The 16,282-nt window shown below is 71.6% G+C and carries 15 protein-coding genes and 1 pseudogene; 9 read left to right on the top strand and 7 right to left on the bottom strand.

All coding sequences use genetic code 11. The features are described 5' to 3' along the window. A pseudogene (locus tag ABZ194_RS05560) lies at positions 1–656 on the top strand (RNA-guided endonuclease TnpB family protein); the annotation flags it as partial. A 155-nt stretch (positions 657–811) separates the two neighbouring features. Here the strand turns inward: ABZ194_RS05560 and ABZ194_RS05555 are convergent. Continuing rightward, positions 812–1,177, bottom strand: a complete 366-nt coding sequence (locus ABZ194_RS05555; RefSeq protein ID WP_355592635.1) for a helix-turn-helix domain-containing protein — start codon at positions 1,175–1,177, stop codon at positions 812–814. 29 nt (positions 1,178–1,206) lie between these two features. Here ABZ194_RS05555 and ABZ194_RS05550 point away from each other — a divergent pair, with 29 nt between their 5' ends. Both ABZ194_RS05550 and ABZ194_RS05545 read left to right on the top strand, forming a co-directional pair. Further along, complete coding sequence (locus tag ABZ194_RS05550) at positions 1,207–1,350, top strand: hypothetical protein (protein WP_355592633.1); 144 nt, start codon at positions 1,207–1,209, stop codon at positions 1,348–1,350. 459 nt (positions 1,351–1,809) lie between these two features. Then, positions 1,810–2,544 carry a glycosyltransferase family 2 protein gene (locus tag ABZ194_RS05545; protein ID WP_355592631.1) on the top strand — a complete coding sequence of 245 codons (735 nt, stop codon included), beginning with the start codon at positions 1,810–1,812 and terminating at the stop codon, positions 2,542–2,544. A gap of 94 nt (positions 2,545–2,638) precedes the next feature. On the opposite strand, the gene ABZ194_RS05540 is transcribed toward ABZ194_RS05545, so the two are convergent. After that, the gene (locus ABZ194_RS05540) at positions 2,639–3,004 is read right to left on the bottom strand and encodes an STAS domain-containing protein (RefSeq protein ID WP_355592629.1); all 366 of its coding nucleotides are present in this window, start codon (positions 3,002–3,004) and stop codon (positions 2,639–2,641) included. A 458-nt stretch (positions 3,005–3,462) separates the two neighbouring features. After that, positions 3,463–4,803: an APC family permease gene (locus tag ABZ194_RS05535; RefSeq protein ID WP_355592627.1), complete on the bottom strand. Its 1,341-nt coding sequence runs from the start codon at positions 4,801–4,803 to the stop codon at positions 3,463–3,465. A gap of 133 nt (positions 4,804–4,936) precedes the next feature. Between ABZ194_RS05535 and ABZ194_RS05530 the strand changes: the two genes are divergently transcribed. Next, complete coding sequence (locus ABZ194_RS05530) at positions 4,937–5,323, top strand: hypothetical protein (RefSeq protein WP_355592625.1); 387 nt, start codon at positions 4,937–4,939, stop codon at positions 5,321–5,323. Positions 5,324–5,579: 256 nt separating this feature from the next. Here the strand turns inward: ABZ194_RS05530 and ABZ194_RS05525 are convergent, their stop codons facing one another. Then, positions 5,580–6,686 (bottom strand): glycosyltransferase family 4 protein, encoded by a 1,107-nt coding sequence (locus tag ABZ194_RS05525; RefSeq protein ID WP_355592623.1) that lies wholly within the window; start codon positions 6,684–6,686, stop codon positions 5,580–5,582. 109 nt (positions 6,687–6,795) lie between these two features. Here ABZ194_RS05525 and ABZ194_RS05520 point away from each other — a divergent pair, with 109 nt between their 5' ends. From ABZ194_RS05520 to ABZ194_RS05510, 3 genes are read left to right on the top strand one after another with little or no spacing between them, the layout of a single operon-like run. Beyond that, the gene (locus ABZ194_RS05520) at positions 6,796–7,617 is read left to right on the top strand and encodes a PIG-L family deacetylase (protein ID WP_355592621.1); all 822 of its coding nucleotides are present in this window, start codon (positions 6,796–6,798) and stop codon (positions 7,615–7,617) included. A 34-nt stretch (positions 7,618–7,651) separates the two neighbouring features. Continuing rightward, on the top strand, positions 7,652–8,713 hold the full coding sequence (locus ABZ194_RS05515) for a lysylphosphatidylglycerol synthase transmembrane domain-containing protein (RefSeq protein ID WP_355592619.1): 1,062 nt from the start codon (positions 7,652–7,654) through the stop codon (positions 8,711–8,713). A 41-nt stretch (positions 8,714–8,754) separates the two neighbouring features. Then, positions 8,755–12,135 (top strand): BTAD domain-containing putative transcriptional regulator, encoded by a 3,381-nt coding sequence (locus tag ABZ194_RS05510; protein ID WP_355592617.1) that lies wholly within the window; start codon positions 8,755–8,757, stop codon positions 12,133–12,135. Here the strand turns inward: ABZ194_RS05510 and ABZ194_RS05505 are convergent. Continuing rightward, complete coding sequence (locus ABZ194_RS05505; RefSeq protein WP_355592615.1) at positions 12,125–12,715, bottom strand: hypothetical protein; 591 nt, start codon at positions 12,713–12,715, stop codon at positions 12,125–12,127. The genes ABZ194_RS05510 and ABZ194_RS05505 overlap by 11 nt on opposite strands. Before the next feature lie 235 nt (positions 12,716–12,950). On the opposite strand from ABZ194_RS05505, the gene ABZ194_RS05500 reads away from it, so the two are divergent. Then, positions 12,951–13,427 (top strand): VTT domain-containing protein, encoded by a 477-nt coding sequence (locus ABZ194_RS05500; protein ID WP_355592613.1) that lies wholly within the window; start codon positions 12,951–12,953, stop codon positions 13,425–13,427. A gap of 112 nt (positions 13,428–13,539) precedes the next feature. Then, positions 13,540–14,484: a D-alanyl-D-alanine carboxypeptidase family protein gene (locus tag ABZ194_RS05495; protein WP_355592611.1), complete on the top strand. Its 945-nt coding sequence runs from the start codon at positions 13,540–13,542 to the stop codon at positions 14,482–14,484. Between the two features lie 83 nt (positions 14,485–14,567). On the opposite strand, the gene ABZ194_RS05490 is transcribed toward ABZ194_RS05495, so the two are convergent. After that, the gene (locus tag ABZ194_RS05490) at positions 14,568–15,497 is read right to left on the bottom strand and encodes an RNA methyltransferase (RefSeq protein WP_355592609.1); all 930 of its coding nucleotides are present in this window, start codon (positions 15,495–15,497) and stop codon (positions 14,568–14,570) included. Next, positions 15,490–16,263 (bottom strand): DUF4184 family protein, encoded by a 774-nt coding sequence (locus ABZ194_RS05485; protein ID WP_355592607.1) that lies wholly within the window; start codon positions 16,261–16,263, stop codon positions 15,490–15,492. The genes ABZ194_RS05490 and ABZ194_RS05485 overlap by 8 nt, the downstream gene beginning before the upstream one ends. Positions 16,264–16,282 lie beyond the last annotated feature (19 nt).

Genomic DNA, 16,282 nt, shown 5'->3' with positions numbered 1-16,282 from the left:
TCCGCCCCCTCGACCCGGTCGAGAACATGGTCGGTGTCGATGCCGGGATCACGTCCCTGGTGGCCCTGTCCACCGGCGAGAAGATCGTCAACCCGCGCCACGAGCGCGCCGACCGGCGCAAACTCGCCAAGGCCCAGCGGAACCTGGCCCGCAAGGCCAAGGGGTCGAACAACCGGGCCAAAGCCAGGCTCAAGGTCGCCCGCGTGCACGCCCGGATCACCGACCGCCGCCGCGATCACCTGCACAAACTCACCACACGTCTCGTCCGTGAGAACCAAACGGTCGCGATCGAGGACCTCACCGTCCGCAACCTGGTGAAAAACCACTCCCTGGCCCGGGCGATCTCCGACGCCTCCTGGCGGCAGCTGCGCTCCATGCTGGAGTACAAGACCGCCTGGTACGGGCGCCACCTGGTGGTTGTGGACCGCTGGTTCCCCTCCTCCAAGCTCTGCTCGGCCTGCGGGAGCATCGCCCCGTCCATGCCGCTGAACGTCCGGGAGTGGACCTGCCCCTGCGGCGCGCACCACGACCGGGATGTGAACGCCGCGAAGAACATCCTCGCCGCCGGGCAGGCGGAGAGGTAAAACGCCTGCGGAGCCGGTGTAAGACCCCAACGGAAGATCCTTCCGGGCGGGCGACCGGCTGTGAAACAGGAAGCCCAACCGGCGACGGTTGGAATCCCCTCCCTTCAGGGAGGGGAGGATGTCAAGAAGATCCGCGACCTCTACCGCGTAGGCGTCCACATCCGCGACGCCCCGGGAGACCTCGCATAGCGGTCATGCCGAGGTCGGCAAGCCGGGCGACGAGCTTGTCAGACGGTCCGGCCGCGGACGCGGTCCAGGCCTTCCATGATGAGGTCGAGGCCAAAGCGGAACTCCTCGTCCAGGGGGACGGAGATGAGTTCATCGGCGGCGGCGATCGCCGGATAGGCCGCCGGGTCGAGCCGCTGGTAATACTTGCGGAGCTTGGGGCCGCTGTCGGGGTCGGCTGAGCCGGGGCCGTGCTGCTGGGCGGCGAAGCAGATGACGTAGGTCATCAGCTCGTCCTTGCCGGCGAAATGCCGGTAGAGCGTCGCGGTGCCCGACCCGAGTGCGTCGGCGAGGGTCCGTAGTGGGAACGCCTGGAGGCCGACCTCGTCCACGAGCTGGAGCGCCACCGCGACGATCGTCGCGGGCACTCCATCCACGTCCGCACGTCGTCGACCCGATGGCACCGACCATGACCGAGGACGTCCCGGCCGCCCACGAGGAGGACGGCGAGTGGTGGTTCCGGCTGTCCTGGGCCGACCCGTATCGGGCGCCGAAGACGTCGCCACGGCCGCGGAACGGGTGGCCGGTGTGCTTCACGTGATACGCAGATAGGTGATTCTTGGCCTCCACATGGGTACCACTCGGTGATCAAGCCCAGAAAGGAGCGGAACCGTGAAAAAAATCCACGTCATCCAGCGCCCGCGTCCCCCACGTGAGCCGATGCCGCTCGACCTCCGCACTCCGTCGGGCAAGGCACTTCCCTTTTAGGCCCAGAACTTCGACTCAGGGCGGTTTTCGGCGACTGGCGCAGTTTCCGATGATTGGTGTGATTTACACCGGCCAGCGTGGTTTGCTACGGCCGAGGCGACCTACCACGGCCGAGGGCTTTCCGGCCGGGGGTCCTCCGGCAGCCGGCACGGCCTCCGGCGGGACGGCCTCAGAGGGAGACCGTCCCGCCGTGACCTGCCTGACACGCGTAATGGCAGGTCAAAGCGGCAAGACGCGGCCGTTTCAAGAGGACGTCAAGCCATCTGCAGGGGCACGGGGTCATCCTGCCCCCATGAAGAACAGCGCTCCCTTCGCCGCCAGTGTCAGCGTGGTTGTTCCCGCCATGAACGAGGCGGCCAACCTGCCGCACGTCTTCGCGACCCTGCCCGGCTGGATCGACGAGGTCGTCCTCGTCGACGGCAACTCCACCGACGACACGGTCGCGGTCGCCAGGGCGCTCAGGCCCGGCCTGCGCGTCGTCACCCAGAGCCGCCGGGGTAAGGGCAACGCCCTCATCGAGGGTTTCGCCGCCGCCACCGGCGACGTCATCGTCATGATCGACGCCGACGGGTCCACCGACGGCCGGGAGATCGCCTCCTTCGTGACCGCGCTGGTCGAGGGCGCCGACTTCGCCAAGGGCTCGCGCTACGCCGCCGGAGGGGGGTCGGACGACATCAGCCCGCTCCGGTCACTCGGCAACCGGCTGCTCACACTGGCCACCAACCGGCTGTACGGCACGCGCTACACCGATCTCTGCTACGGCTACAACGCGTTCTGGGCCCGTCACCTCGACGCCCTCGCCCTCGACTGCGACGGCTTCGAGATCGAGACGCTGATGAACATCCGCGCGGCCCGGGCCGGCCTGGTGATCCGGGAGGTGCCCAGCCACGAGCGCAGCCGCATCCACGGGGTCAGCAACCTGCACGCGGTACGGGACGGTCTGCGGGTGCTGCGGACCATCCTGCGCGAGCGCGTCCGCCGTACGGCCGAGCCCGTCGCGGCCCGGCGGGAACCCGCGACCGCCTGAAGGCACACGGGGGTGTGCCGCCGGCCGGCACGCGCCGCGCGGGTGCCCCGATCGGCCGGGGGGATCCCCGGCGCGGGCACGCGCCGTCACCGCGTCAGGCGGCTTCCAGGGCCTCGGCGACGGAGGGGAAGACCTCGAACACCTGGGTCAGGCCGGCGAGGTTGAGCCGTCGGGCCAGGTTTCCCTGGATGCCGGTGAGCATGAGCCGGACCTCCGTGAGATGGCCCCGGTGCCGCGCCTGGAGCAGCTCGCCTATGCCGGAGGAGTCGCAGAAGGTGAGAGCCGAGAGGTCGATGATCAGGGTCGGCGACTGAAGAACCCTCCAGGCCCTGTCGAGCTCCGCCCGCAGGATCGGGGTGTGGTAATGATCCAGCTCTCCGCTCGCCCGCACCACGAGTGTCGTGCCGTGCAGTCCGGACGTGGCGGTGAAACTCGACTCCGGCTCGTTTCCCACGAACATGATCAACCTTCTGTACCAGACCTCTCCCGGCCGTGCTAACTGTCTCATATGAGATAGGCGGGTCCGGCGGAGAAGGGAACTCCGGGCAGCGCGGCCCCACCGGGCATCCTTTTCAGGACGCCCCCGCCGTTCCCTCAGGACGCCTCCTCGCTGTACGACGGAGGACACGCGGGTGGGTCCCCCCCTCCCCGCCCGGGTCGCGCGGAGAGCGGCGGTCAGGGGCTGCGGGAGGCGGCCGGGCCGTTCCGCCCCGCGCTCTCGTATGGGGAGACCGGGAGAACCCCCGCGACTTATGTAAAGAGTTCCGGTTTGGCCATGGTGAGGTGTTCCAACATGCCGGTTGGTTGACGTAGTCTCTCCCAAACCCCAAAAAACGGAAGCCTGATATGAAACGGATCATTATTACTCATAAACCTCGTCCGCCGCGCCGGCCGACCTCTCTCGACCTGCGCACGCCTTCAGGACGAGCGCTCCCGTTCTGACAGGAACATCCTGTTGACGAACCACAGCAGCACACCGACCGCGATCAGGACGCCGGCACGGACGTAGACGTCTCCGCCGCGTCCGGTGACGGGCAGCGTCAGCACGAGGCAGACCACCGCGCCGAGCGCGGGCATCCAACTCGGCGCCCGATAGTGGTCGTGCTCCACGGGGTCCCCGCGCAGGACCAGGACCGCGACGTTGACCAGTGTGAACACCATCAGCAGCAGAAGCACCGTCGTGTCGGCCAGGTTGCCCACGTCGCCGGTGGCGACCAGCACGGCCGCGATCACCACGGTGAAGAGGATGGCCGCCCACGGGGTGGCCCTGGTCGCGTGGACCGTGGCGAAGACCTTGGGCACGATCCCCTCCCGCGCCATGCCGTACACCAGCCGGGAGGCCATCATCATGTTGATCAGCGCGGTGTTGCCCACCGCGAGCAGCGCGATGAGCGCGAACAGCTTGGGCGGGAACGCGAGACCCGCCACCTTGACGACCTCCAGGAGCGGGCCGGTCGAGGTCATCAGCGTCTTGGTGTCCACCAGCGTGGTCGCGGTGAACGCGACCGCCAGGTAGATCACCGAGGCCAGGGCCAGGCCGCCGAAGAGCGCGCGGGGATAGTCACGCTGCGGATTCCTGGACTCCTCCGCGAGGTTCACCGAGTCCTCGAAGCCGATCAGCGCGTAGAAGGCGAGCGCGGTGCCGCCGAGGACGCCGAGGAACGCGCCGTTGGCCGGATGGAACTCCAGGGCGCGGGCGGGATGGCCGTCGCCGGAGAGCAGCGCGTAGACGCCGATCGCGATGATGACCAGCAGGCCGAACGCCTCGATGACCGTCAGGACCACGTTGACCTTGACGGACTCGGAGATCCCGGCGAGGTTCACCAGCGCCACCAGGCCCAGGAAGGCGAACGCGCCGACGATCGCCGGCAGTGAGACGAACTCGTTCAGGTATCTGCCGCCGAACGCCAGGGCCGCGGCGCTCGCCGAGGTGATCCCGCTCATCAGCACCGCGAAGGCCACGATGAAGGTCACGAAGGGGATGTTGAACGCCTTGTTGGCGTACAGCGCGGCGCCGGCGGCCCGAGGATACTTCCCGACGAGCTCGGCGTAGGCCGTCGCGGTCAGCGTGGCCAGCACGAAGGCGACAAGGAACGGCAGCCAGAGCGCGCCACCGACGTATCCGGCCGCCTTTCCGACCAGGGCGTAGATTCCCGCGCCCAGAATGTCTCCCACCACGAACAGCAGCAGCACCTTGCGCCCGATCACCCGCTTGAGCGAGTGCTGGGCAGAATCGGGTTCGATCGTCGCCTCGGCCATGCCGCCCTCTTACCCAAGGGCGACTCGAAATCACCCTGCGTAACAGGAGTCCCTCCTGTAAGCGTCATGAAAGTGATCCGCAAGGAGATCCACCTACTGTCCCACCTGTCACGAGATGCCACGAAAGGTATAAATGTTCTCCGCCCTCTCCTCCCGCCGCACCGCCGCCACCGTCGCGGGAGCCGTACTCCTCTCCCTGACCGCCGCCTGCGGGGGATCCGGCAACACCGCGGCCTGCGCCGAGGTGGGACAGCTCGTCACCGGCTACGCCGGCAACGTGGCCGCGATCGGCACCGACATCGCCAAGTTCAACGAGGCGAACCAGAAGTTCTCCGCCGACCTGAAGGCTCTGGCCGGCAAGGCCGAGGGCGACCTCGCCACCGCGCTCAACGACTTCTCCACCTCGTGGGGCAAGCTGAAGATCGACGCGAGCGACCCGGCCGCCATCGGGACCGCGGTGGGCGACATGACCAAGAAGTCGCAGGATCTCCAGACGGCGATCAGCACCTCCTGCTCCTGATGAGCCCGTGCCCCTTCGGGGAGAAGGGGCACTCCCGGTACGGCCGCCGCTCCGCCTGCGGGGGGCAGCGCGGCGCGGCGGCCGTACGACCGACTCGAACGCCTCCGCCGGCCGTCCGACGGGGGCGTTCGCCGTTCTCCGGCCCGTGCGGGCCACCCTCCTCCGCCCGGCCCCGGCGCGAACTCCGGCCCGTCTCCCCGTCCAGGCCGGTGATCCCCGGCGTGGACTCCGGACACGTTCCGCCCGTCCGTACCGGTCAGCCTCTGAGGACGCGGGCCTCCTCGTAGCACCGCTCGAAGCCCTCCAGCACCGCCGGCCAGGAGCTGCGGACGGGCTCGGTCTCACGGTTGTGCGCCGCGATCGACGCGCGCAGCTCGTGGTCGCCGACCAGCCTGGCCACCGCCGCGACCAGGCCGTCGAAGCTCTTGCCGAGCAGGCCCTCCCTGCCGGGACGGACGAAGTCGGCCACCCCGCTCTGGGCCCGCGCGACCACCGGCACCCCCGCGGACCTGGCCTCCAGCGCCGCCAGCCCGAAGGACTCCCGAGGGGCCGGGGCGACGAACACGTCCGCCGAGGCCAGCAGTTCGCGGATCCGGTCGCGGCTGTAGCGGCCGGGCAGCGAGACCCAGCCGCTCATCCCGTTGGCCCGCAGATAGCGTTCCATCTGGGAGCGCGCCGGGCCGTCACCGACCACGGTGGCCCGCATCACGATCTCCTTCGGCACCTGGGCGCGGGCCTCCTTCAGCAGTCTGAGCAGCCGGACCGGCTGCTTGCGGGGGGCGAGCCGTCCCACGGCGACGACGTGGACCGCGCCACCGGGCTCGTGCCGTACCGGCTCCGGGGCACGCCAGCCGGAGACGTCGAGGCCGTTGGAGACCACGTGCACCGGCACCTCGCGCCCGGCCACGGCGCGGATCGGCCGGGCCGCGGCCTCGCTCACCGCGGTGCCCACCAGCCCCCAGCGATGCCACTCCGCCAGCAGCCGCAGCGCCCGGTAGACCCCGCGGGTGACCGGGTCCCACATGCTGTGCACGGTCACCACGGCGGGCAGCCCCGCGCGGACGGCGGCGCGGACGCCCATCCAGGCGAACGGCGAGACGGCGCCCGTGTGAACGTGCACCACGTCGGGGCGGCGCACCGCCATCAGCCGCAGCAGATGGCCGGTCCCGAACGGGTGAACGGGCAGGTCGAAGGGGATTTTCGCCACGATCCGATACACGCCGGGCAGGGGCTCCCCGGGGGTGGCCGTCGCCACCTCGGCAGTGTGCCCGGCCTGGCGCTGCATCCGGATCAGATCGGCCACCTGCACCTCGATCCCGCCGAGGCGCGGCAGGTAACAGTCACTGACGTGGAGGATCCTCACCGTGCCAGCGTAGCCCCGCGTGAGATCATGCCTGCGTGCCCGCCGGACCCCGTCCCGCGGATCTCGCCGTGACGAGGGCCGTCCGGGCGGCCCGAGACACGCGAACGGAGTGAAGGCGATCAAGACCGTCAAGACCGCTGTGTTCTTCCACGCCCATCCCGACGACGAGTCCCTGCTGACCGCGGGCACCATGGCGATGCTCGCCGCCGAGGGGCACCGGGTGGTGCTCGTGGTCGCCACCTCGGGAGAGCGCGGCCAGGCCGACCTGGAGCCCGGTGAGGCGCTGGGCGCCGCACGGATCACCGAGCTGTACCGGTCGGCCGCGGCGCTCGGCTGCGCCCGGGTGGTCAACCTCGGCTACGGCGACTCCGGGCTGGCCCCCGGCGGCGGGGTCGCCGAGGACCGGCCGGAGAACGCGTTCATCGACGCCGACGCCGAGGAGGCCGCCCGGCGCCTCGCCGCGATCCTCACCGAGGAGGCCGCCGGCCTGCTGACCACCTACGATCCCGCCGGAGGCTACGGCCACCCCGACCACGTCCAGGTGCACCGGGTCGGCGGCCGGGCGGCCGAGATCGCGGGCACCCCGATCGTGCTGGAGGCCACGGTCAACCGCGACCCGCTGCTCAGGGGGCTCCGGCTGATCCGCGGGTTCTATCCCCAGCTGGACGTCCGCGCCTTCGAGCGGGCCTACTCCCCCGGTGAGGAGATCACCCACCGGGTGAACGTACGGCGTTTCACCCGGCGGAAACGGGCGAGCATGGCCGCGCACGCCTCCCAGGCCACCGGGGCGGACACCCGCACGCTGGGGGTGATGCTCAAGGTCCCGCGGCCGCTCTACCGTCTCGTCTTCGGTACCGAGTGGTACGTCAGGCGCGGCCTGCCGCCCGGCACCCGGCTGAGGCATCCGTTCGAAGTTCCTCCCCAAGGATGAGCTCCGGACCGGCACACTTGGTCTGGGGGGTTACATGAAGAACAAATGGGTCCAGATCGGACTGTCGATCGCGTCGCTGGCGCTGGCCGCCACGCTCGTGCGGTTCCTGCCGCAGATCGTGGAGGCACTGACCGGCAAGCACGTCTCGTGGTCACAGATCGGCGCCCAGTTCGCCCGCCTGAACTGGCAGACGGTCGCGCTGATGGCCGTCGTCTGGCTGGCCAGCCTGCTCGCCTACACGTTCGTGCTGACCGCCTCACTGCCCGGTCTCACCCATCCGCAGGCTCTGACGCTGAACGCGGCGGGCAGCGCGGTGAGCAACCTGCTGCCGTTCGGCGGCGCGGCCGGGGTGGCGATGACGATCGCGATGACCAAGGGCTGGGGCTTCCAGCTCCGGGCCGTCGTGGTGTCGACGCTGGCCAGCGGCATCTGGAACACCCTGTTCCGCTTCCTGCTGCCCGCGGCCGGCATCCTGGCGCTGCTGGTCAGCGGGGAGCGGCTCAGCCCGGCCGTGGCCAAGGCCGGCTGGGTGGGCACGCTGTCCATCCTCGCCCTGGTCGCCCTGGTGACCACCGCCCTCTACTGGGACCGCGCCGCCGCCGTGCTCGGCCGCGCCCTCGACGCCGCCACGCGGCTGCTCCCCCACCGGAGCCGTCCCGGCGAGCACGCCCTCTCCGGGGCGCTGGAGAGGCTGCGCGCCGACACCTCCGAGGTGGTGAGGCATCGCTGGCCCGGTCTGACCCTGGGCATGATCTTCTTTCTCGGGCTCCAGTGGCTGATCCTGGTCTGCTGCCTGAAGGCGACCGGCGCCTACCCCGGGCCGGCGCAGTCGATCGCCGTTTTCGCCCTGTCCAGGGTGCTGACCACCGCCGTGGTGACCCCGAGCGGAACCGGGATCATGGAGGCGGGGACGGTCGGCGCGCTGGTCTTCTTCGGTGCGCCGCTCGACTCCGCGACGGCCGCTGCACTGCTTTTCGGCTTCTGGACCTACACTGTCGAAATCCCCTTCGGCGGCCTGGCGCTCGGCGCGTGGGCGCTTCTGCGCCGGCGCGACAACACCGTCCGGGCCCCCGCGAAGGAGCCGATCGGCCGCTAGATTGGGAAAGACCTTGTGCGCGATTCGAAAGCCCGCATAGCGTGGCGGCTGACATGGTGGCGTTCCGGGTTCTCGGTCCGGTCGAGGCACACTCCGGTGATGACGAGCTTGACCTGGGCGGGTTGCGGCAGCGTGCCGTCCTCGCCCGGCTGCTGGTCGCACGCGGGCAGGTCGTGCCTGTCGACTCACTCCTCTACGACCTGTGGGACGACGACGCGGCCAAGAGCGCGCAGTCCGGTCTGCAGGTCTACATCTCCCGTCTGCGCCGGGTCCTCGAACCCGGCCGCCCGCGCGGAGGCCCCAACAGACTGCTGGTGACCGTCGCCTCCGGCTACGCGCTGCGGGTCGCCGCCGACCAGGTGGACGCGCTGCGCTTCGAGACACTGGTCCGCACGGCCGGAGAGCACCTGGAGAGCGACGACCCCGCCTCGGCACGGGCCCGGCTGGAGAAGGCCCTCGGGCTGTGGCGCGGCACGCCGTACTCCGACTTCGCCGACCAGCCGTGGGCCGAGGCCGAGGTGAACCGGCTGACCGAGCTGCGCCTGGTGGCCCGCGAGCGGCACGCCGACAGCGGCCTGCGCCTGGGCATGCCCGCCGAGGCCGTACCGGACCTGGAGGCGCTGACCACCGAGCAGCCGCTCCGCGAGGAGGGCTGGCGGCTGCTCGCCCTCGGCCAGTACCGGTGCGGGCGGCAGGGCGAGGCGCTGGCCGCGCTGCGCCGGGCCCGCGCGATCCTCGCCGACGAGCTGGGCATCGACCCGGGACCGGCGCTGCGCAAGCTGGAGTCGGACATCCTGGCCCAGGACCCCGGCCTGCAGCTCGCCACCCCGCCAGGGCGGCCGCGCCCCGCGATGCCCGCCGACACCTGGCCGCCCCGGCCCGCGCTGGCCCCGATGGAGCTGCCGCCGCTGGAGCCCGAGCCGTTCGTCGGCCGGGACGCCGAGCTGAGCCGGCTGGTCACCGCCGCCGCCAGGACCGGCCGCTTCACCGTCGCGGTGGTCGGCGGCGACGCGGGCGCCGGCAAGACCACGCTGGTCCGCCAGCTGACCAGGCGGCTCTCCGACGACGGCTGGGGCATCTCCTCCGGCGCCTGCCCCGACAGCAGCGCCACCCCTCCCGGCTGGGCGTGGGTGGAGATCCTGCGCACGCTGGTGAACGCCGCCGGTCCCGGCGAGTACGCCCACCTGCTGGCGCCCCTGCTGGACGACGCGGCCCCCGAGCCCGACGAGGACCAGGTCTCCGGCGGCTTCCGGCTGCACCGGGCGGTGGGCGGCTACCTCGCCGCCGTCGCCAAGGAGACGCCGATCCTGCTGACGCTGGAGGATCTGCACTGGGCCGACGACCAGACCCTCGCGCTGCTGCGCGCGCTGCCGAGCCTGCTGGCCACCAGCCGGGTGCTGCTGGTGGTGACCTGCCGAGACAGCGAGCTGAGCGACCAGCAGGCCGAGGTGCTCGCCGCGCTCGCCCGGCTGGGCCCCGTCCGGGTGGGGCTCACCGGCCTGGACCCCAAGGCGGTGGCCGAGCTGGTCCGGGCGACCTGCGTGCGCGAGGTGGACGAGGACGCGGTCAACAGCATCGCCGAGCGGACCGGCGGCAACCCCTTCTTCGTCCGCGAGACCGTGCGCCTGCTCGACGCCGAGGCGGTGAGCGACCGCGCCACGGCCGCCGAGGTGATCTCCGGGGTGCCCTCCGGTGTCCGCGACGTGCTGCGGCGGCGCATCTCCCGGCTGCCCTCGGCGGCCCAGCAGATCCTGCTGCAGGCCGCTGTGATCGGCCGTGACGTCGACGTGGACGTGCTGGTGGACGTGACGGGTGACGAGGACGCCGTGGTCGACGCGGTGGAGGCCGCGCTGCTCGCCGGGCTGGTCACCGAGCCGGGCCCCGGCATGCTCCGCTTCGACCACGACCTGGTCCGCGACACCGTCTACTCCGACGCCTCCCGGCTGCGCCGCTCCCGGCTGCACGCCTCGGTGGCCGCGGTGATCGAGCACAGGACCCCCGGCGACGTGGCCGCGCTCGCCCACCACTACGACGCGGCCGGCACCACCGAGACGGCCATCAAGGCGGTGCACTACGCCGGGCTCGCCGCCGAACAGGCCGAGCGCCGCTTCGCCCACCGTGAGGCCGCCTCGCTGTGGGAGAAGGCCATCGCCGCCTTCGACCGGTCCGGCATCGCCCACACCCCCGACAGCACCCGCGACCGCCTGCTGCTGACCCTGAACCTCATCAAGGCGCTGGCCCTGTGCGGGGACATGGCCGCGGCCCGCAGGCGGCGGCGCGAGGCGATGGACGCGGCCCTGCCGCTGGGCAACCTGGAGCTCACGGCGCGGGTCGCGGCCTCCCTGGCCGTGCCGCACAAGGGCATGGCCCGCGACTTCACCCGCACCGCGTGGGAGATCGTCGACGTCGCCGAGCAGGCGCTGGTCGAGCTGCCCGCCGCCGAACAGTCTCTGCGGGCGAGCCTGCTGGCCACGCTCGCGCTGGAGCTGGAGGGCTCGGCCACCCCCCGGGGCGAGCAGGCGTCGCTGGAGGCCGAGGAGCTGGCCCGGCGGAGCGGTGACCCCGCGCTGCTGGCGACCGCGCTGAGCGGGCGGCTACGCCAGTCCTACGGCATCACCCCCGTCGGCGAGCGGGAGGTCATCGGCCGGGAGCTGCTGGAGGTCGGCGAGGCGACCGGCCAGGTGTCGGTCCAGGCCCTGGCGCATCTGGTGCTGATGGAGTGCGCCGCGGCCTCCGGCGCGTTCGCCGACGCCGACGCGCACGTGGCCGCCGCCGAGCGGCTCGCCAGGCGATACGGCCTGCCGGCACCGGCCGCGGTCGGCGCCTGGTACGCCGGACAGCGCCTGATGATCGCGGGTGACTTCAGCGGCGCGGAGCGCGCCTACCGCGACGCCGCCCGGCTGACCGCCCGCGCCGGCATGCTCGAAGGCCGCCAGGACCTGCCGCTGATCACCGCGTTCTGCCTGCACCTGGTCAACGGCCGGGCCGCGGAGATGGTGGAGCCGCTGGCCGAGGCCCACCAGCGCGGGGCCAAGTGGACCCTCGACGCCTACGCGGTGGCCCTGGCCTCGGCCGGGCACACCCGTGACGCGCGGGCGGTCATCGCGGTGAAGACCCCGGTGCGCCCCGACTTCCTCTACGAGCTGGCGATGATCTGGCGGGCGCTGGCCGGCATGCTGCTGGACGACAGGGAGCGGATGATCGAGGCCTACGACACGCTGAAGCCGTTCTCCGAGCGGATCGCGGGGGCCGGCACCGGCGTGGTGGCGCTCTGGCCGGTCGCGCTGACCCTCGGTGACCTGGCGCTGCGACTCGGCTTCTCGGACGCGGTGAGACCCCACTACGAAAAAGCCCTCGCGGTGGCTCAGCGGGTCGGGGTGACCCGCTGGGTCGAGGCGGCGCAGCGCTCGCTCAGCAACTGACGAGGAACTTGGCGCTGCGCAGGGCCGGGGCACCGGAGATCGAGAGGGTGACTCGGTACCAGCCGGGGTTGCCGACCACGTGCGGCCGCCACTCGACGACCTGGCTCCCGCCGGTGAAGCCGGAGTTCCCGCTCAGGTAGGTCCGCCAGGCGCGGGTGTCCCTGCTCCAGCGCTGCAGGCGCCAGTCGTAGGAGACGACCCCGTCGGGGTGCGGGTTGTCGACCACGCTCTGGACCCGGTACGGCCGGTCACACGGCTCGGGCGCGGGGAGCGGGATGACCGTGACCGTGCCGGCGGCGACCGTGCTGATCTCCGCCGAGGCGTAGGACAGCACCACGGTCCGTTCCGGTGCGCCGGCGGCCGTCCAGGGGGGCGCGACGGTGTCCTCGGCCATGCCCGCGGTGGTACCCGCCGTCGCGGGCGTGTCCGCCGTGATGCCCGCCCGCGCTCCGGCAGAGGCCCCCTGGGACGCCTCCACCCCCATGTAGGCGCCGGTGAAGGCGAGCGTGGCCACCAGCAGTTTCACGACGCTCGCCGTTCCGCTGGCCACTATCGGCACCACGCTGCTCCGCGGACTCATGACGGGTTCCTCCCTTTCCGTTATCTACATAGGTACGGCAGAAGGGTTGATCTCTGCTTGACGTCCGGTTGCAGAGGCTCTGCCGCATTCCGCTTAGGGGGACTCCGCCGGGTATGGTCAGGTAAGCCTGTCCTAAGATCTGGTACGGTGAAGAGAGCTACCGTGGCGGTGATGTTTCACAGTGCGACTTCTTGCGGCAGGCATCCCCGATCCCACTTCGGCATCCGTTCTGGGCATGCCACTGTGGCTCTGGGTGCTCATCGGCGGAGTCGGCCTGTTCGGCGCCTTCCAGTGCTACTACTGGGTCGGCCGCACGCTCGGCCCCCGTCTCTACTCCTCCCGGGTGGGCAGGAAGATCAGCCCGGAGGGCATCCGCAAGGTCGAGACGGCAGTCGGCAGGTGGGGGGCGCTCGCCGTCTACGGCTGCTTCTGGGTGCCCGGCCTGCGCCACACGCTGCCCTGGGTGGCGGGGGTGCTGCGGGTCTCCTACCCCTGGTACACGGTGGCCAGCGCGCTGGGCTGCCTGACGTGGGTGCCGGTGACCTCCTTCGGCCTGTACTCGGTGATCTGGGGCTGGCTGAGGCTGGCCGCCGAGTCGCCGCTGCTGGCGGTGGGCGCCGTCGCCGTGGCGATCACGGCGATCGCCGGTTTCGTCCGCTGGCGGCGGCACAGGTCCCCACGGCGCGCACCGGACGAACTCACCCCCGTCTGACCTCCTCGCCCTCCGCCCGCGACCGATGGTCCGCGGATGGCATATGTCGCCGATCTCAGTGTTACGACATGGACGTCAACGTTTTCATCGCCAAAACACCAAGATCCGCAAAATGACGGTCCCTTCTGCCAGCATGCTGCACATGCGAACCGGGGGAATCCGCCTCATCATCTGCGCCGCCCTGACCGCCCTGGCCGGTGGGTTCGCCACGCCCGCCCATGCCCAGCGGCCCGCCGGCCCCGGCCCGAGGGTCGCGCACCGCGCCGCTCCGGCCGCTCCGGCGGTGGTGGCGCGGGCGGCCTACCTCTACGACGCCACCACGGGAACGATCCAGCTGAGCAAGGAGGCGACCAGGCGGATGCCGGTGGCCAGCCTGACCAAGGTCATGACGGCGTACGTCGTGCTCCGCGAGGCCGGGCTGAACGACATCGTCACGATCAACGCCGCCGACGTACGGCACGCGGCGACGAACGGCGCGACCGGCGCCTCGCTCCGCGCCGGAGAGCGGCTGACCGTCAGGGACCTGCTCTACGGGGTGATGCTCCCCTCGGGGGCCGACGCCTCCCACGCGCTGGCCCGCGTCTACGGGCCGGGCCAGGCCGGGTTCGTGGCCAAGATGAACGCCGCGGGCCGCTCACTGGGCCTGACCGGCACCCGCTACACCAACCCCGACGGGCTGCCCAAGCCGGGCGGCGGCCACTCCACCGCCCGGGACCAGGCGAGACTGGCCGAGATCGCGCTCCGCGACCCGGCACTGCTGACCATCGCCTCCACCCGGCGCCACACCATGCCCGTCTCGAAGACGCACCGCGCCCACACCTGGACCAACACCAACAAGCTGATCGGCAAGACCCCCGGCGCGCTGGGCCTCAAGACCGGCTACACCCGGGCGGCCGGCTACTGCCTGTCGTTCGCCGCCGACCGCGACGGCCACCGGCTCATCGGCGTGATCCTCGGCGACGCCAAGTCCGACCGCCGCTTCCGGACCGCCAACCGGCTTCTCAACTGGGCGGGCGATCAGATCTCCGGCACCCAGGACCCCGTCGACGACCTCTAGCGCGGGCCGCCGCGCGGCACCGCCCCGGTGTCCGGAGGCGTCCGTGATCGGATGGCGCGCGACGGGGGCCGATCGGGGTGGGGTCAGGGCCGCCGCGCGGGCGCAGGGACGGCTGTTTCGCGCATCAGGGCGTGGCAGGCGATGGCCGCGGCGGCCACGACGTTGAGGGAGTCGACGCCCAGGCCCATGGCGGCCGGGCTCATCGGGATGCACACCGGCTCGTCGGCCTCGTGCAGCCAGCGGGAGGAGAGGCCGTCGCCCTCCGAGCCGAGCAGGAGGGCGACCCGGCCGGCCATGGCGACCCCGTCCATGGGGGTGACGGACTGGTCGGGGGTGAGGGCCAGCGTCTGGAAACCCGCCGTACGGAGTTCCGCCAGGCCGTCGTACCAGTTGGTCATCCGGGCGTACGGGATGGCGAAGACCGCCCCCATGGAGACCTTCACCGACCTGCGGTAGAGCGGGTCGGCGCAGCGGGGCGAGAGGACCACGGCGCCGACGCCCAGGGCGGCGGCACAGCGGAAGATCGCGCCGACGTTGCCGTGGTCGACGAGGTCCTCCAGCACCAGGACGCGGCGGGGGCCTCGGCCGGCGCCCCCGGAGAGGTCTTCCGGCACGGCTCCGGAGGCAGCGCGGGAAGCGGCCCCGAGAGCGTCTCCGCAGGCGGCTCCGAAAGTGGTGGCGCCGTTCAGGATCTCGGTGACGGCGGGCAGTTCCCGGCGTTCCATCGCGGCCAGGGCGCCCCGGTGCACCGGGAACCCGGCGATCGCCTCCATGGCGTCGTCGTCCACCACGTGGACCCGGTCGCCGAGCCCGTCGAGCAGGTCGGCGAGGGAGTCGGTCCAGCGGCGGGTCAGCAGCACCGAACGCACCGGGTAACCGGCGGCGACGGCCCGGCGGATCACCTTCTCCCCCTCGGCGATGAAGAGGCCGTGCTCGGCCTCCAGGCTCTTGCGCAGCTCGACGTCGCGCAGGCCGGTGTAGTCGGCCAGGGGGGAGTCTGAGGTGTTAGGCACCTTCGAATACTGCCATGACCCGCCTGAGCTGCCACATCACCGCGTACAGGAGCAGCAGGAGGCAGCAGCCGACCACCACCCCGGCTCCCATCCTGGTGAGGGTCTCGACTCTGCCGAAGGCCGGATAGATCCTCGGCCAGACCGCCGCGCCCATCAGGGTGGCGATGGCCGCCGCCAGGATCACGCCGCGCCGTACCGGGGTGGGGAGGATCAGCCGCTGGGGCGGGGTCACCGGTTCCATCCGGGACAGCCCGCGCCAGGCCCACCAGGCCACCACGGCCAGGCCCACCACGGTGGAGAGGTACTGCAGCACCCGGAAGGTCGGCAGCGGGCCGACGGCCGGGGCCGCCAGCCACTCCCAGCCCCAGATGTCCTGGCTGTAGACATGGGTGAAGGAGTCCCACAGCTTGTGGGTGAAGGCGCCGACGACGCCGCCCGCGATCACCGCGGGCAGCTGCCGCACGCCGTACGCCCGGGGGGCCAGTGAGGCGGCCCGGCCCACCAGCCCGGGGGGCAGCAGCGCGGTCAGCGGTTCGCGGAGCAGGCCGTGGAAGACGGTCAGCAGCACGACGACGGCGAGCGGGTCGATCGTGAAGACGCCGCGGAGGGAGTGCCAGCTCATGTAGTCCGGCAGGAAGGGCAGGAAGATCGGCAGGTCCGGCACCATCGCACCGAGGGCCAGTGCCCAGGGGTCCAGAATCCGGCGCGTCCGGGCCGACGAGATCAGCGGCAGCACGGCGGCGACATGGCTGGGCGTGAACGGCACGGATTTCCCCCAAGGACCC

Origin of the sequence: Streptosporangium sp. NPDC006007 (genome assembly GCF_040614315.1) — a bacterium.
Taxonomy (GTDB): domain Bacteria; phylum Actinomycetota; class Actinomycetes; order Streptosporangiales; family Streptosporangiaceae; genus Streptosporangium.
This window is presented reverse-complemented; position numbering and strand designations above follow the sequence as displayed.

Excerpts from the sequence above, each read along its gene's own strand:
- ABZ194_RS05550 (WP_355592633.1), top strand. The coding sequence starts at position 1,207 with ATGGCACCGACCATGACCGAGGACGTCCCGGCCGCCCACGAGGAGGAC.
- ABZ194_RS05545 (WP_355592631.1), top strand. The coding sequence starts at position 1,810 with ATGAAGAACAGCGCTCCCTTCGCCGCCAGTGTCAGCGTGGTTGTTCCC.
- ABZ194_RS05540 (WP_355592629.1), bottom strand. The coding sequence starts at position 3,004 with ATGTTCGTGGGAAACGAGCCGGAGTCGAGTTTCACCGCCACGTCCGGA.
- ABZ194_RS05535 (WP_355592627.1), bottom strand. The coding sequence starts at position 4,803 with ATGGCCGAGGCGACGATCGAACCCGATTCTGCCCAGCACTCGCTCAAG.
- ABZ194_RS05530 (WP_355592625.1), top strand. The coding sequence starts at position 4,937 with ATGTTCTCCGCCCTCTCCTCCCGCCGCACCGCCGCCACCGTCGCGGGA.
- ABZ194_RS05515 (WP_355592619.1), top strand. The coding sequence starts at position 7,652 with ATGAAGAACAAATGGGTCCAGATCGGACTGTCGATCGCGTCGCTGGCG.
- ABZ194_RS05505 (WP_355592615.1), bottom strand. The coding sequence starts at position 12,715 with ATGAGTCCGCGGAGCAGCGTGGTGCCGATAGTGGCCAGCGGAACGGCG.
- ABZ194_RS05500 (WP_355592613.1), top strand. The coding sequence starts at position 12,951 with ATGCCACTGTGGCTCTGGGTGCTCATCGGCGGAGTCGGCCTGTTCGGC.
- ABZ194_RS05495 (WP_355592611.1), top strand. The coding sequence starts at position 13,540 with ATGACGGTCCCTTCTGCCAGCATGCTGCACATGCGAACCGGGGGAATC.